The 15364-nt window shown below is 61.2% G+C and carries 10 protein-coding genes and 1 pseudogene; 3 read left to right on the top strand and 8 right to left on the bottom strand.

The features are described 5' to 3' along the window. Positions 1-127: 127 nt before the first annotated feature. Positions 128-839 (top strand): annotated as a pseudogene (locus Q0562_RS07425) (ABC transporter transmembrane domain-containing protein); the annotation flags it as partial. A gap of 533 nt (positions 840-1372) precedes the next feature. Here the strand turns inward: Q0562_RS07425 and Q0562_RS07435 are convergent. The 7 genes from Q0562_RS07435 to aceE all read right to left on the bottom strand — a co-directional run bounded on the left by Q0562_RS07435 (position 1373) and on the right by aceE (position 13395). After that, positions 1373-3160, bottom strand: coding sequence for an assimilatory sulfite reductase (NADPH) flavoprotein subunit (locus tag Q0562_RS07435; protein WP_298643132.1), 1788 nt, complete (start codon positions 3158-3160; stop codon positions 1373-1375). 267 nt (positions 3161-3427) lie between these two features. Beyond that, positions 3428-4168 (bottom strand): hypothetical protein, encoded by a 741-nt coding sequence (locus Q0562_RS07440; protein WP_298643134.1) that lies wholly within the window; start codon positions 4166-4168, stop codon positions 3428-3430. A 60-nt stretch (positions 4169-4228) separates the two neighbouring features. Further along, a complete protein-coding gene (locus Q0562_RS07445; protein ID WP_298643135.1) occupies positions 4229-5458 on the bottom strand; it encodes an HlyD family type I secretion periplasmic adaptor subunit in 1230 nt (409 codons plus the stop codon). Between the two features lie 7 nt (positions 5459-5465). Continuing rightward, positions 5466-7637 carry a type I secretion system permease/ATPase gene (locus tag Q0562_RS07450; protein ID WP_298643137.1) on the bottom strand — a complete coding sequence of 724 codons (2172 nt, stop codon included), beginning with the start codon at positions 7635-7637 and terminating at the stop codon, positions 5466-5468. Between the two features lie 41 nt (positions 7638-7678). Beyond that, complete coding sequence (locus Q0562_RS07455) at positions 7679-9394, bottom strand: TolC family protein (protein ID WP_298643138.1); 1716 nt, start codon at positions 9392-9394, stop codon at positions 7679-7681. A 9-nt stretch (positions 9395-9403) separates the two neighbouring features. Then, positions 9404-10720, bottom strand: coding sequence for a dihydrolipoyllysine-residue acetyltransferase (gene aceF / locus Q0562_RS07460; RefSeq protein WP_298643140.1), 1317 nt, complete (start codon positions 10718-10720; stop codon positions 9404-9406). 26 nt (positions 10721-10746) lie between these two features. Continuing rightward, complete coding sequence (gene aceE, locus Q0562_RS07465; RefSeq protein WP_298643141.1) at positions 10747-13395, bottom strand: pyruvate dehydrogenase (acetyl-transferring), homodimeric type; 2649 nt, start codon at positions 13393-13395, stop codon at positions 10747-10749. Between the two features lie 201 nt (positions 13396-13596). Here aceE and Q0562_RS07470 point away from each other — a divergent pair, with 201 nt between their 5' ends. Then, the gene (locus Q0562_RS07470) at positions 13597-13770 is read left to right on the top strand and encodes a hypothetical protein (protein WP_298643143.1); all 174 of its coding nucleotides are present in this window, start codon (positions 13597-13599) and stop codon (positions 13768-13770) included. Here Q0562_RS07470 and Q0562_RS07475 read toward each other — a convergent pair. After that, complete coding sequence (locus tag Q0562_RS07475; protein WP_298643145.1) at positions 13757-14737, bottom strand: C40 family peptidase; 981 nt, start codon at positions 14735-14737, stop codon at positions 13757-13759. The two genes, Q0562_RS07470 and Q0562_RS07475, sit on opposite strands and share 14 nt — an antisense overlap. Before the next feature lie 217 nt (positions 14738-14954). On the opposite strand from Q0562_RS07475, the gene Q0562_RS07480 reads away from it, so the two are divergent. Beyond that, on the top strand, positions 14955-15364 hold a 410-nt coding region (locus tag Q0562_RS07480), incomplete at its 3' end, for an ABC transporter permease subunit (protein ID WP_366144732.1).

The raw sequence follows: 15364 nt of genomic DNA on the forward strand, positions 1-15364 counted from the left end.
GAAAATTCCACGCCTTTCCACACGTGATAAAAGGATTGCCATGACTCAACCACCTGTCACCACGCCGCCTGTGCCCGATGCGGGCAATGCCCCGCCGCCCGCGCCCGCCCTGAACGCCCTGCTCATCATGGCGCATGTGCATGGTGTGGCGGCAAGCGGCGGCGATTTGCTGCACCGTTTTGCCGCCAACGGGCGCGATTTGCAGCAGGAGGAGTGGTTGCTTGCCGCCCGTCATCTCGGCCTGAAAGCGCGCCTCGTTTCGCGCGCGGCGTCGCGCCTGCACCTGCTCGCCCTGCCCGCGCTGGTGTGGCGTGAGGACGGGCAGCATTTCATTCTGGCGCGGATTGAGGGCGAGCAATTTTTGATTCAGGATTTGGTGACGGGCAAAGCGCTGCATTTGTCGGCGGCGGAATTTGCCGCGCGTTATTCCGGCAAATTGATTCTTGTCGCTTCGCGCGCCTCGGTCTTGGGTTCGCTCGCCAAATTCGATTTCACCTGGTTCATTCCGGCGGTGATTAAATACCGCCGGATTTTTTTGGAGGTGCTGGCGGTTTCGGTCGTCATTCAGTTGTTTGCCCTGATTACGCCGCTCTTTTTTCAGGTGGTGATGGACAAGGTGTTGGTGCATCGCGGTTTCAGTACGCTGGATGTGATTACCGTCGCTTTTATTGTCGTTACCTTGTTCGAGGTGGTTCTCGGCGGCCTGCGCACTTATATTTTTGCCCAATACGACCAGCCGGATTGATGTGGAATTGGGCGCGCGGTTGTACCGCCATTTGCTGCAATTGCCGATTGCTTATTTCGAGCAGCGCCGTGTCGGCGATACGGTGGCGCGGGTGATGCTTGACACTGTTAAGGCCTAATATAGCTAATCATCTTGTTTTTTAACGGCATTGATGCCAAGCTTATCGCATCTACGCAGTATTCAGGGAAAGTTTGTATGAAAGATTAAGAGCATTAGCTACAGTATTTACAAACCCGGTTTTATTTCTTGGGATTGGTCTTCATACACGACAAAAAAATGAAACCCGCTGAAAAATATAGCAAAGTGCAAGTTTTACGAAGACGCACGCCATGCCAAACTTCAGCGGGTTTTCCGACATCTTATAGCTAATGCTCTTAATCCTTCATACAAATCCAACCTGAATGCTGCGTAAATGCGGCAAGTTTGGCATCAATGCTGTATGAAGAAACAAGCTAATTAGCTATATTGGCGGTCAGGGAGAAAACGGGATGAAGGATTTTTTTTGTCGTGTACGAAGACCAATCCCAAGAATTAAAACGATGTCCGCAGGGCGGGTGGTCGCCCGCCATCCGCATGGTTTCGGCGGGCGACCGCCCGCCCTGCGGCAAGTTGTTTTTGATTTTGGTATCAGTACACATCCCGCTGGTAGCGGCGTTCTGTGCGCAGGTTGTCGAGGTATTCTTCCGCATCGTCCGCGCTCATGCCGCCTTCGCGGGCGATGGCGTCGATGAGGGCGTGTTCGACATCGCGCGCCATGCGCGCCGCGTCGCCGCAGACGTACACATGCGCGCCGCGTTGCAGCCACGCCCACAGCTCACCCGCGTTGTCGGCAATTTTGTGCTGCACGTATTCTTTTTCCGCACCCTGGCGGCTCCAGGCGAGGTCGGCGCGGGTGAGGATGCCGTCTTTGCGGTATTGCAGCCATTCGCTCTGGTAGAGGAAGTCGTCGGTGAAGCGGCGGTTGCCGAAGATGAGCCAGTTGTCGCCCGTGGCACCGGTGGCGGCGCGCGCCTGCATGAAGGCGCGGAAGGGGGCGACGCCGGTGCCCGCGCCGATCATGATGATGGGGGTTGCACCGTCTGCGGGCAGGCGGAAATTGGCGTTCGGTTCGATGAAGACGCGCACGGCGCCGCCTTCGGCGAGCCGCGTGCCGAGGTAGCCGGAAGCGGCGCCGGTGTAGTGGTTGCCGTGGTGGTCGTATTCGACGACGCCGACGGTGAGGTGCACTTCGTCGCCCACTTCGTCCTGGCTGGACGCGATGGAGTAGAGGCGCGGGGTCTGCGCGCGGAAGAGGGCGGCGAGGTCGGCGGCGGCGACGGGCGCGGGGTGTTCGGCGAGGATGCCGACCGGCGGAGTGGCGGCGAGGTAGGCGGTGAGCGCGTCGCGGTCGGCGGCGAGGGTTTGCAGCGCGTCGTTGCCGGTCAGCGCCGCGTATTGCTGCACGAATTGCGGGGTGCTCTGCGTGATGTCGCGCGCGTGGGTGAGCAGCCCGCGCAGCGGTTGGCCGTCCACCACGGCGTCGCCGTCCGCCCCGGTCAGTTGCAGGATTTCCTCGACCAGCGCCGGATCGTTTTCCGGCCAGACGCCGAGGGCGTCGCCCGCCTGATAGGTGATGCCGCTGCCGCCGAGGTCGATTTCGATGTGGGCGACGTTTTTATCCGTCTGCCGCGCGGTGATTTTCTGCCGCGCGCCGAGGCTGGCGGTGAAGGGCTGTTCTTTGCTGTAAGTCGCGCCGGTGCCTGCGGCGGCGGTTGCCGCTGTCGCCGCCGCCCCGCCGGATGCACCCGCGCTGCCACCGCCCAGGGCGGCGATGGTGGCAGCGGCGGCGTCAATCCAGGCGGTGGCAGTCGCCTGATAGTCGAGGTCGCAGATGCCGGGGTCGGCGAGGCGCGCCGCGCCGCATTGGCCGAGCAGGCGGTCGAAATCGCGCCCCGCCTGGCAGAAGTCGGGGTAGCTGGAATCGCCGAGGCCGAGCACGGCAAAGGCGAGATGATCGAGTTTCGGCGCTTTTTTGCCGTTCAGCAGTTTGTAGAGCGGTACCGCTTCTTCCGGCGGTTCGCCCTCGCCCTGGGTGGAGGTAACGATGCAGACGATGTCTTCGTCGGCAAGCTGCTTCGGTTTGTAGTCGGCAGCGTGGACGTGCTGCACGGCAACCCCGGCGGCGGCAAGTTTGTCGGCGAGTTGCCCGGCGACTTTGCGCGCGTTGCCGGTCTGCGAGGCGGAGATGACGGTAACGCGGCGCGCCACCGGTGCGGCGGCAGGCGCTGCGGTTGCGGCAGCGGCGGCAGGAACGGGGGCGGCGGCGACTGCCCCGCCTTCGCTTTTCGCCCAGGCGTATCCGGCGAGGAAGGCGAGCTGTTGTGCGGAAAGGTGTTGTAGCTGCGCGAGCAGTTCGGGGGTCAGCGGTGTGTTCATGTGAATGCTCATGATGATTGGACAATTTTCCTGCGTACTCTACCGATGCCGCGCGGTGAAGGGAAAGGCGGAATGGTTCGGCGGTGATGCGCTTTGGTTATAAGCGGCAGACGGGCTACCGCCCCTTCCCGCCGCCGGAAGGGGCGGTGTTGGGCAGCGCGTCCACCGCCGTTTTTATCGTCAAATATCTAAAAGCCGTAAAGGTGTTGCGCCGCCTTGCCGTATTGATTTGTCCTGTCTGCGGCGGCGGACTATACCGCTGCCGGATCAGCGTGCGGGCGGCGGGGCGTAGCGGCCGTCGGCGGGGAAGGCGTTGGGTGCGCGCGGGTTGTCGTCTTGCAGTTCGTACACCACGGTGCCGATGATGCCGGTGTTTTGTACGCTGCCGTAGGCGCTGTGGGCGGCGTAGGCATCGTGCGGCGCGCCGAAGGTGAAGGCGGCGACAGTGTTGTCGTCTTTGCGGAAGCCTTCGATGGTGAGGCTGCCGTGCGGGCGCAGGACGTAGCCCGCGTCTTGCCGCCCGGCGGCACGGCCGTTCAGCACGTTCAGCCCGTCCACGCTGGCGACGATTTCGTAGGTGCTGTTGCTGTTGTTTGTGTAGTGCAGGCGGTAGGTCCCGCCTTTTTTGCCTTGCAGGTAGTGGTGGTCGCGGTCACGGTAGAGCGGCAGTTTGGCACCGCGTTCGTCTTCGACGCTGAGGGCGATTTTCCCGGCGGCGAGTGCGATGCTGAGGATGCTGCGCCCCCGGTATGCTTTGGCGGCGTAGTGGATGTGGTTTTCGGCGATGGGGGTCGTGGTGGTGCGGTGCAGGCCGTAGGTTTCCTGCACGCGCGAGGCGATTTCGTCGCCCCATTCGGTGCCGAGGCGTTCGCCGGCTTTGGCGGTTTGCACGATGTTGCCGGCGGTGGTAACTTCGGGGCGGGCGGTCTCGCCTGGTACGGTGCTGCAAGCGGCAAGCAGGGCGGCGAGCAGGGTGGCAAGGAGGGCGGTGCGGCGGGAGGTTTGCATGGGTTGTTCCTGATGGGGTGAATGAAAAAGCCGCCCGGGTGGACGGCTTCCTTGTCGCGTTCAGCGTTCTTGCAGTGCCTGTTTCATCCGGGTGATGGGTTTGATGAGGTACTGGAAGACGGTTTTTTTGCCGGTTTTGATGTCCACGGTGGCGACCATGCCGGGGATGATGCGCAGTTCTTTGCCGTTTTTGTCGGTGAGGCGGCTATCTTTGGTTTCAACGAGGACGCGGTAGTAGGACTGGTTGGCGTCGAGGTTGAGTTCGCTGCGGCGGCGTTCGTCGGTGAGGGTGTCGGGGCTGATGAGGGTAACGGTGCCGTCCAGGCCGCCATAGATGGCGTAGTCGTAAGCGGAGAGTTTGACGACGGCAGGCAGGCCGGGGCGGACGAAGGCAACGTCCTGCGGGCGGATGTAGGCCTGCACCAGCAGGGTGTCGTCCATCGGCACGATTTCCATGATGTCCTGCCCGGCGCTGATGACGCCGCCGACGGTGGTGACTTTGATGTTGTTGACGATGCCGCGCACGGGCGAGCGGATTTTGGAGCGTTCGACCGGATCGGCGTGCATGGCGAGGTTCTCCCGCGCCTGGGCGAGTTCGGCTTCGGTGCGCACGAGTTCGTTGTTGGCTTCGGTTTTGTACTGGTTGCGCCGTTCGTTGATTTGCAGGGCGAGGTCGGCGGATTCGCGCTGCATGCGCAGGAGTTCGATTTCGGAGGAGACGCCGCGCTTGACCATCGCGGCGGTGCGGCGGATTTGTTCGTCGAGGATGCGTTTGCTTTGTTGCAGGCCGGTCACGGCTTCGTCCAGCGCTTTGCGCCGCGCCTTGTAGGCGCTGGTTTCGCGGTCGCGCAGTTCTTTGGAAACAATGTCGGGGAATTTGAGCGGTTTGTCGTAGGCTTCGCTGCGATAACGCGCCAGCATGGCTTCGAGGTTGACGACTTTGGCTTCGCTTTCGCGCAGGACGGCGGAGCTGCGGGTGTCGTCAATGGTGACGAGGACATCGCCCGCTTCGACCTGGTCGCCTTCTTTGACGTGCAATTCGGCGAGGATGCCGGGGTCCAGGCTCTGGATGACTTGCAGGCGGCTGCTGGGGATGATGGAACCCTGGCCGCGCGTGACTTCTTCGAGCTCGTTGTTGTAGGCCCAGATGACGAAGGCGGTGAGGAAGGTGGCGAGGAAGAAGATGCTCCACCACAGGCCGCGATGTTTTTCTTCTTGCAGGGCGGCGTTGAGGTCGCTGACGAGTTTCAGGTCTCTTTGCGACAGTTTCTGTTTTTTCCTAAGTGCCATATGTGCCTCAGATGTTTTCCTGTTTGCCGTGGCCGGCAATGACGGTTTGACCGCCCGGCTGTGGCGGCGGGCTGGCGGGCTTGCCGCTCAGGCGGTCGAGGACGGCCTGTTTCGGGCCGTCCATGACGATTTGCCCCTGTTCCATGACGATGATGCGATCCACCAGCATGAGGATTTGCGGACGGTGGGTGACGACGATCATGGTGCGGTCACGCACCCAGTCGGCGAGCGCACGCAGGACTTGCTGTTCGGTGTTTTGATCGAGTCCGCTGGTGGGTTCGTCAAGGAGGACGACGCGCGGATTGCGCAGGGTGAGGCGCGCGAGGTTGACGATTTGCTGCTGGCCGCCGGAGAGTCCGGCGCCGTTTTCGCCAAGCTGCATGTCGAGACCGTGCGGGTGCGACTGGATGAGGCGTTCGAGGCCGAAGCGTTTCAGGGCGTTCAGGAGGATTTCGTCGCTGTAAAAGCTGTCGGCGCGGGCGAGGTCGAGGTTGTCGCGCAGGCTGCCGAGGAAGAGGCGCGGCGATTGGGCGAGGAAGGCGACGGTGTTGCGCAGGTAGTAGGGGTCGATTTGCCGCTCGTCCACATCATCCAGGGCGACCAGCCCTTTCTGCGGTTCGTACAGGCCGGAGGCGAGTTTGAGCAGGGTGGATTTACCGCTGCCGATGCGGCCGAGGATGGCGACTTTTTCCCCGGCGCGGATGTTGACGCTGAGGTTGTCGAGCACGCGCTTGCCTTCTTTACCGTAGGCGAAGTTGACGTTTTCGAAGGTGATTTTGCCTTGCGGGTGGTCGAGGGTGATGTATTGGCGGTCGGCGTGGCGCTCTATCGGGCGGTTGGTGATGTTGTTCACGCCGTGCAGGGCGAGGCGCGCCTGCTGGAAACGCACGGCGAGCCCCGCGATTTGCGCAACGGGGCCGAGGGCGCGGCCGGAGAGGATGACGCAGGCGATGAGCGCGCCCATGGTGATGCGGTCATGCGGGTTGTCGGCGTGGATGAGGTAAGTGCCGTAAACGACGAGGATGACGGTGTTGAGCTGCTGCACGGCGGCGGAGAAGCTGGTGACGAAGTTGCTGATGTCGCGGGTTTTGATGCTCGATGCCGAGGTTTTCGCGGTGTAGGCGTCCCAGCGGCGCTGCGCCCAGCTGAACGCGTTGTTGGCTTTCAGGGTTTCGATGCCTTCGACGGCTTCAACCGCCAGGCCCTGCCGCTGCGAGGATTCGCGCATGGATTCGTTGATGGAACGCGACAGCGGCACTTGCGCGATGACCCCGGCGAGGATGACCACCGGAATGATGGTGAGCGGCACCACGGCGAGCTGCCCGGCGACCATGTGCATCACCGAGATGAAGAGGAGGAAGAACGGCATATCGACGAAGGCGAGCAGGCTGGCGCTGGTCATGAAGTCGCGCACGGATTCGAAGTCGCGTAAGTTGTTGGCATAAGAGCCGGAGGAGGCAGGCTTGTCCGCCATGCGCAGTTGCATGACGCGGCGGAAAAGCGCGGATGAGATGATGAGGTCGGCTTTTTTGCCGGCGATGTCGGTGAGGTGCCCCCGGATGAGTTTGGCGATGAATTCGAAGGTGATGGCAAGCGTCACGCCGATACTCAGCACCCACAGGGTTTCCATGGATTTGTTGGGGATGACGCGGTCATAGACGTTCATGACGTAGAGCGAGCTGACCAGCGCGAGGAAGTTGATGATGAAGGTGGCGACGATGACCTGGTAGTAGTAGCGGCGGAAGCGCCAGATGACGCGCCAGAACCAGCCTTTCGGCAGCTCGTATTCGGGCAGCTCGGAGCGCACGTCTTTCTCGGCTTTGGGCTTGATGAACCAGGTGTAGCCGAGGTACTGGCTTTGCAGGTCGGCCAGGGCGATGCGTTTTTCACCCATGCCGGCAAATTCCACCAGTGCTTCGTCGCCCTCGATTTTTTTCAGCACGGCGGCTTCGTTGTCGCGCAGCATGATGACGGCGGGCAGGACGAGATTGGGGATTTTGCGCAGCGGGCGCTCTTGCAGGTAGTTGTCGAAGCCCTGGTATTTCAGCACTTCGGACAGTTCGCGGAAGTCGAAGTCGCCGACCTGGTCGCGCGGGGTCAGGGTTGCCAGGGTCACGCTGGCGAGCGGGGTACCCATGAGGCGGGTGAGCAGGCTGATGTGTTCGAGCAGGGCTTGCATGGAATGCCTTTTCCTTTTGGTTGTTTGTGGGGGTCGTCGGGTCAGCGTCGCCGCCGGGGGGCGGCGGTTTTGTTTTTGTTGGTGACTTTTTCGTTGTTATCCGCTGCCAGCGGAGTTTTTTTCGTTTTGTTTCCGGCGGTTTTGGCGGCGGTATTTTTGGCTGGGGTAGTGGTTTTGGGGGCGGCATTTGTGCCGTTTTTGGCGACGGCTTTGCCGGGCGTTTTTTTGCCGGTGGCGGGTGCGGGCTTCGCCTTGCTGCGGATGTCGAGATCGCCGGTTTCCATGATGAGTTCGCCGGAATCGCTGACGCGGACGAAGACCTGTTCCGGTCCGGTGTAGGGCTCGCTGCCGTCTTCTTCGCCGCCGGTGAAGGATTCGAGGTCAAGGGTGGCGGTTTCGTCGCTGTCTTCGCCCAGCGAGGTGAGTTGCAGCGGCTGTTCGGCTTTGTCCTTGCCGTCCTTTTTCTTGTCCTTGCCGTCCTTACCGTCTTTATCCGCTTTTTCGGGTTCGCCCGCTTTGCTGACGTCGGGAATTTTCGCCCATTGCGCCAGATTGCCGGTGGCAGAGAGGTAGTCGAGTTTGGCCTTCATCAGGTCGTATTGCGCCTGCACGCGCAGTTGCTTGACGCTGGCCAGTTCGCTGTATGCGTTTACTACGTCCAGCAGGGTACGGGTGGCGATTTTGAACTGGTCTTCGTAGTCCACCACAACCTGTTCGAGGGCGCGCGCCTGCGATTCGCTGATTTCGATGCGTGACTGGTCTTCGCGCATTTGCAATGCGGCAACTTCGGCGCGCTGCACCAGGCTGTCGTGGATTTGATCCAGCTTGGCCTGCGCCGCCTGGGCCTGGTGGCGTTGCAATTCGATGGTCGGCGTGGTTGCCTTGTTGAAGACATCCACCGACATGGTGAGATAGACGGAAGAGTCGTTGGTATTGGCCTCGGCTTTCAGGCCGACGGCCGGGTAACGCGAGCGTTCCGCCGCTTTCAGCGCCGCCTGGATGCTTTCCAGTTCGCGCGCCTGGGCACGGTAGCTGGGGTGCGCCAAGGCGTCTTCTTCGCTGACTTTGTACTTGTTGAGGAGATCGGTAATCGGCATCTCGGCGAACGGGTCGGCCAGTTCGCCTTCGGTCACGGGCGGGTCAACGTAGCGCGCCAGACGGCGCAACGCGAGCCCCAATGCCCGCTCGTAGCTGATGATGGTTTCTTGTACTTGTATTTGCCGCGCCTCCGCCTGGGTAAATTCGGAACGGCGGCCGGGGTCGTATTCGAGGATGATGCGCAACTGTTTGACGATATGGTCGTGCCGCGCCAGGTTTTCTTTGGCAACCCGCAGCGATTCACGCGCCTGCAAGGCTTCGAGGTAGTCGGAAGCGATCTGGAATGCCAGCTCCTCTGCGGTTTCGTTGGTTTTGTGTTTGTAGTATTGGGTTTTGACGCGGTCGCGTTCGATGCCCGCCCTGGTCGCGCCAAAATCGTAGAGGCGCCAGTCGGCTTCGACGCCGGGGGTGAATTTGTAACTGCCGCCGGTATTGAGGACGGGCTGGTTCACACCGGCCCGTACTTTCGGCCACAGTTCGGCTTCCGTCTGTTCTAGGGTGCTTTGGGCCACGCGCTGGTTGGCCTGCGCTTCGACGACCTGCGGATCCTTGACGACTGCCGCGCGCAAAATTTGCGGCAGGTTCCTGCCGCTTGCCCAAAATGAACAAGCTACCGCCACGAAAGCGGTGACGGTAGCAATACGGATAAGCCGTTTCATGTCTTCCTGTTACAGCAGGGTTCGCTTCATATCGCCGAGGATTTGCGCGAGCAAGGTCGTCATTCTCGCCCCCAGCGCTCCATCTATTACACGATGATCATAGGACAGGGACATGGGCAGCATCAAGCGCGGGACAAAATCTTTGCCGTTCCACACCGGCTGCATCGCCGAGCGGGAGACACCGAGGATCGCCACTTCGGGGGAATTGACGATCGGCGTGAAGAAGGTTCCACCGATGCCGCCGAGGCTGGATATGGTCATGGACGCGCCGGACATGTCTTTCGGGGTCAGTTTGCCGTCGCGCGCCTTTTTGCTGATGGCAGCGAGATCGCTGGACAGTTCGAAGATGCCTTTTTTGTCCACGTCGCGGATGACCGGGACAACCAGGCCGTTCGGCGTGTCAACGGCGATTCCGATGTTGTAATACTTTTTCAGAATCAGCGTCTTGCCATCCGGCGACAGCGACGCGTTGAAGCGTGGCAGTTCTTTCAGGGCGCTGGTCAGGGCTTTCATCAGGAAGGCCAGCATGGTGACGCGGACCCCGCGTTTTTCCGCTTCGGCCTTGAGCGAGACGCGGAAGGCTTCCAGCTCGGTGATGTCGGCGTAGTCGTGCTGGGTGACATGCGGGATGTTCAGCCAGCAGCGGATCATTGCCGCCCCGGTCAGCACGTTGATGCGTGACAGCGCCTGTTCTTCGATGGCGCCGAATTGCGAGAAATCGACGGCAGGCACCGGCGGGATGCCGCTGCCGCCGCTGACGGCGGCACCGCCTACGGGCGCGCCGTCTGCGAGGAGGCGCTTGACGTGGGCCTTGATGTCGGCTTCGAGGATGCGTCCGCGTGGGCCGGTGCCTTGCACCTTGCCGAGATCCACGTTCATTTCGCGCGCAAATTTGCGCATGGACGGGCTGGCATGGGCGGTAGCGAAAGCGGCTTCATCGATTTTGTCGTTGGTGGCAGTCTGTGCGGGAGCAGGTGCCGGAGCGGGGGCGGCGGCCGGGGCGGGTGCCGGTGCTGCCGGTTTGGGTGTTTCGGGGGCGGCAGGTTTCGGAGCTTCTGCCACAGGTGCCGCTGCCGGAGCGGCGGCTGCGCCACCCCCGCTGACGGTGGCGACCAGGTCGCCCTGTTTGACTTTGTCGCCAACGCGGATGGCAACCCGCTCCACTTTCCCGGCGATTTCCGCCGGAACTTCCATGGAGGCTTTGTCGGATTCCAGCACCAGCACGGACTGGCCGACTTCGACGTTGTCGCCGGCCTTGATCAATACTTCGATGACATCAACGGCGTCAAAATCGCCAATGTCGGGGATGCGGATTTCATTGCTCATTTCAATATCCTGTTTCTCTTCTGGAATTAACGGTACAAGGAATACTTGTCTTCGGTATCGATGCCATATTTTTCGATGGCTTTTTTCACATCGGCAGCGGTTGCCTTGCCCTGGCCGGCCAGCGCTTTCAGCGCGGCGACAACGACGTGGTGGCGGTTCACTTCAAAGTGGCTGCGCAGGGCTTCGCGCGTATCGGAACGGCCGTAGCCGTCGGTGCCGAGGACCAGCATGTCGCGCTCTTTCGGCAGATAGGCGCGAATCTGGTCGGGATAGGCGCGGATGTAGTCGGTCGAGACGACAATCGGGCCTTCCTTGCCGTGCAGCACTTCGTTGAGGTAGGCGGTGCGCGGTTTGCTTTCCGGATGCAGGCGGTTGTAGCGCTCGACATCGGCGGCCTCACGCGCGAGCAGGGTGAAGGAGGTAGCGCTCCATACATCGGAACCGATACCCCATTCATCCGCCAGCAATTTGGCACCTTCCAGCACTTCTATCAGGATGGAACCGGAACCCATCAACTGCACGTGTCCCTTGCTGCCCTTGTGCGCGGCAATCGGGTGCAAACCCTTGAGGATGCCTTCCGCGCTGCCTTGCGGCATTTCGGGATGCGGGTAGTTTTCGTTGAGCAGGGTGATGTAGTAGTACACGTCTTCATGCTCGGCATACATGCGGCGCAGGCCGTCACGCACGATGACCGCGACTTCATAGGCGAAGGTGGGGTCGTACGGGATGCAGTTCGGAACCAGCGCGGCCTGCATGTGGCTGTGGCCGTCTTCGTGTTGCAGACCCTCGCCGTTCAGGGTGGTGCGCCCGGCAGTGCCGCCGAGCAGGAAGCCGCGCGAACGTTGGTCGCCCGCCGCCCAGGCGAAGTCGCCGAAGCGCTGGAAGCCGAACATCGAGTAATAGATGAGGAAGGGAATCATCGCCACGCCGTGCACACTGTATGCCGTCGCAGCGGCAATCCAGTCGCACATCGCGCCCGCTTCGTTAATGCCTTCTTGCAGGATTTGCCCATCGGCGGATTCCTTGTAGTACATCAACTGGTCGGCGTCGGACGGCGTGTATAGCTGGCCGAGCGGGTTCCAGATGCCGTATTGGCGGAACATGCCTTCCATGCCGAAGGTGCGGAATTCGTCCGGCACGATCGGCACGACGCGCTTGCCCAGCTCCTTGTCTTTCATCAGGGCGCTCAACACACGGACAAATGCCATCGTGGTGGAAATTTCGCGGCCTTCCCTGGTGGCGGCGGTGACGGCGGCGAACATGTCCAGCGGCGGTACGGGCAGGGACGGGGCGCGGTCATTGCGCGACGGCACGAAACCTTGCAGTGCGCGGCGGCGGGCCAGCAAATATTCCTGCTCCGGCGAACCGTCGGCGAATTTCAGATATTCCACCTTCTCGACCTGCTCGTCGGTCAGCGGCAGGTTGAAACGGTCGCGGAAGGCAAGCAACTGCTGCACATCCATCTTCTTCGACTGGTGCGCGACGTTTTGCGACTCGGCGGAACCGCCCATCGCATAACCCTTGACCGTGTGCATCAGGAGCAGCGTCGGCTTGCCGCTTTCCTGCGCCGCCTTGTATGCGGCATAGACCTTGAGCGGGTCATGACCGCCGCGTTGCAGCGCCCAGATTTCATCATCGGTCATGTCGGCCACCAGCGCCTTCAATTCCAGCGAATTGAAGAAATGCTCGCGCACATAGGCGCCGTTCTTCGATTTATACGTCTGATAATCGCCGTCCACGACTTCCATCATGCGCTTGCGCAAGACGCCGTCCACATCGCGGGCGAAGATTTTGTCCCAGTTGCTGTCCCACAGCACCTTGATGACATCCCAGCCGGCACCACGGAACTCGCCTTCGAGTTCCTGCACAATCTTGCCGTTGCCGCGTACCGGGCCGTCCAGGCGTTGCAGGTTGCAGTTGACGACAAAGACCAGGTTGTTGAGGTTTTCACGCGCGGCGAGGCCGATTTGTCCGCGCGATTCCGGTTCGTCCATCTCGCCGTCGCCGAGGAAGGCCCATACCTTGCGACCCTTCTTCTCAATCAAGTTGCGGCTTTCCAGATAACGCATGAAACGCGCCTGATACAGCGCCATCATCGGGCCGAGGCCCATGGATACCGTCGGGAATTGCCAGAAATGCGGCATCAGCCACGGGTGCGGATAGGAAGACAACCCGTTGCCGCCGGTTTCCTGGCGGTAATTGTCAAGCTGCTCTTCGCTCAGGCGGCCTTCGAGGAAGGCGCGGGCGTACATCCCCGGCGCGCTGTGTCCCTGGAAGAAAACCAGATCGCCGCCCTGATCGCCGTCCTGCCCGTGCCAGAAGTGGTTCTGCCCGACCTCGTACATCACCGCCGAAGAAGCAAAGCTGGCGATGTGGCCGCCGACATTGGTGTGCTTGCCGGCGCGGATGACCATCGCCAGCGCGTTCCAGCGGATATAAGCCTCGATGCGTTTTTCCAGCGCCAAATCGCCCGGATAGGCAGGCTGGCGTTCGACCGGAATCGTATTGTAATAAGGGGTGGTAAAGCCGCTGGTGAAACCCAGACCGTCGCGCGCCGCCTGTTCCAGCAGCGTCTCGATGATGAAGTGGGCGCGTTCTTCGCCCTCCTCACGCAACACACTGGCCAGCGATGCCAGCCATTCACGGGTCTCTTGCGGGTCAATATCTTTTTTCATCTAGTGTTTTCTCCGAAAAATATGCAGATAGTTTACGCAGACAGTTGATGTGCTCCGGCGCACAAACCGCGCGGATTGTAGCATGACGGCGGGATTACCGTATGGCGGGGTGGTCCGCTGTTGAAAAAAACGGCGAGTAAACATGATGTTAACTAATAAGCAGATACAACAATAAGCGCAGGTGATATATCGCCCGGACAAATGGAAAACCGCCCGCGCCGCCGCCTTCTGCCGGGACGCGTGATACCGGAACCCGTCATGCACGACAAAATCCCGCCGGGCGGCGTCGTTGCCGGGTGCCGCCGCTCGCGGCAAAAACAAAAACGCCCGCAGAGGCGGGCGCGGGCAGGTGTGGCACAGCTCAGCGGGCGCTGACGATGCGGCCTTTGCTGCGGATGGTTTTGCTTTCCTTGGCGAGGCGCTTGTCGTTCGCCGCGATGATTTTGCGCTGCGCGAGTTTGGCCTTGCTGTCCGCCACTTTGCCGTTCTTCGCGATGAGTTTGCCGCCTGCCGCCGCTTTTTTGCCCTTGCCGCTGGCCGCGAGGGCGGTGGCAGATTTGTCTTTCAGCACTTTGCGCGCCCCGGCGTAGCGCCCAGGCCACTTGCCGCGCTTGATGTTTTCAATGCGGACGGACATGCCGGTCTGCGGGGCGTGCAGCATTTGCCCGTTGCCGAGGTAGAGGCCGACATGATTGATGACGCCTTTCTTGCGGAAGAAGACGAGATCGCCGGGCTGCGGGTCGCTGGTTGCTTGCAGGCGGGAGAACTGTTCGCGGCTGTTGCGCGGGATGCTGATGCCCTGCTTGCCGTAGAGGTAATGGATGAGGCCGGAGCAGTCGAAGCCTTTGGGTGTCGTGCCGCCCCACAGATAGGGGATGCCGATGTATTCTTTACCTTTCAGCAGGACGTTGTGCCGGGTCTTGGCGGCGCCGCTCAACGGGGAGGCCTGGGGCTTGCCGACCCCGGCCGTTTTCTTCTCCGCCTTTTTGCCTGCTTTGCCCAAGGCTTTGGGCGGTGTTTTGGCCGGTACTTTGGCGGTGGCCGTTTTGTGGTTTTTCGCCACGGCCTTGCCGGATTTTTCCGCTTTCGCCGCCGGTTTGGCTGCGGCCGTTTTGCGGGCGGGTTTGTCGGCGGCAGCTCCCGCCGGTTTGGCGCTTTTTCCCGCTTTTTTTTCTGCCGTTTGTTTGGCGGCAGGTTTGTTTTTATGGTTATCCGCCGCTTTGACTGCCGTTTTTTTGCTCGCCCCGGCGACGGGTTTGCCACTGTGCGCGACGGGTTTTGCGGGCGCTGCCGCGACGCCCTGCCATGCCAGCAGGCAGGCGATGAGGATGATTTTTTTCATGCTTGTCTGGATTGTGTGAGGGTGGACGTGTGGCGGCAATCCTAATGGAAAATGACGGCGATGTCATCGCATGGCTTACCTTTTGCGTCATGTGTGCGCCTTTATTTGTCACCTTGTCCGACCCTATGCCGGTTATAGCCGCCGCACGTTCCGTTATTGGCATTTCCGCCGGGCGCGGTGTAATGTTCGCCCCTTCTTTTTTCTTGCGGAGGCTTCGATGGATATAGCAGGGCGCATACGGCGCTGGGCGGTGCAGGGGCTGCTGCTCGTGGCGGTGACTGCCGCCTGCTGGCTGCTGTGGCGCAATACGGCGGCGAATATGGCCGCGCGCGGGATGACGCTCAGTTTTGCCTTTCTCGATAATCCCGCCGGTTTTGCCGTCAGCCAACATTTGATTCCGTATCAGGAGAGCGACAGCTATGCCCGCGTGTTTGTGGTCGGGCTGTTGAACACATTACTGGTGTCTCTGCTCGCGATTGTCGCCGCGACGTTGCTTGGCACGGTCATCGGCGTGTTGCGGGTGTCGCGCAACTGGTTGATGCGCCAACTCGCCGCCGTGTATGTCGAGCTGTTCCGCAATGTGCCGCTGCTGTTGCAGCTTTTTTTCTGGTACTTCGCCGTGCTCGC

It is taken from the genome of uncultured Cardiobacterium sp., from assembly GCF_938028825.1.
Lineage (GTDB): Bacteria > Pseudomonadota > Gammaproteobacteria > Cardiobacteriales > Cardiobacteriaceae > Cardiobacterium.

Bases quoted from the DNA above. Each gene is read 5' to 3' on its own strand.
- Q0562_RS07435 (WP_298643132.1), bottom strand. From the start codon at position 3,160: ATGAACACACCGCTGACCCCCGAACTGCTCGCGCAGCTACAACACCTT.
- Q0562_RS07440 (WP_298643134.1), bottom strand. From the start codon at position 4,168: ATGCAAACCTCCCGCCGCACCGCCCTCCTTGCCACCCTGCTCGCCGCC.
- aceF (WP_298643140.1), bottom strand. From the start codon at position 10,720: ATGAGCAATGAAATCCGCATCCCCGACATTGGCGATTTTGACGCCGTT.
- Q0562_RS07475 (WP_298643145.1), bottom strand. From the start codon at position 14,737: ATGAAAAAAATCATCCTCATCGCCTGCCTGCTGGCATGGCAGGGCGTC.
- Q0562_RS07445 (WP_298643135.1), bottom strand. From the start codon at position 5,458: ATGGCACTTAGGAAAAAACAGAAACTGTCGCAAAGAGACCTGAAACTC.
- aceE (WP_298643141.1), bottom strand. From the start codon at position 13,395: ATGAAAAAAGATATTGACCCGCAAGAGACCCGTGAATGGCTGGCATCG.
- Q0562_RS07450 (WP_298643137.1), bottom strand. From the start codon at position 7,637: ATGCAAGCCCTGCTCGAACACATCAGCCTGCTCACCCGCCTCATGGGT.
- Q0562_RS07455 (WP_298643138.1), bottom strand. From the start codon at position 9,394: ATGAAACGGCTTATCCGTATTGCTACCGTCACCGCTTTCGTGGCGGTA.
- Q0562_RS07470 (WP_298643143.1), top strand. From the start codon at position 13,597: ATGGAAAACCGCCCGCGCCGCCGCCTTCTGCCGGGACGCGTGATACCG.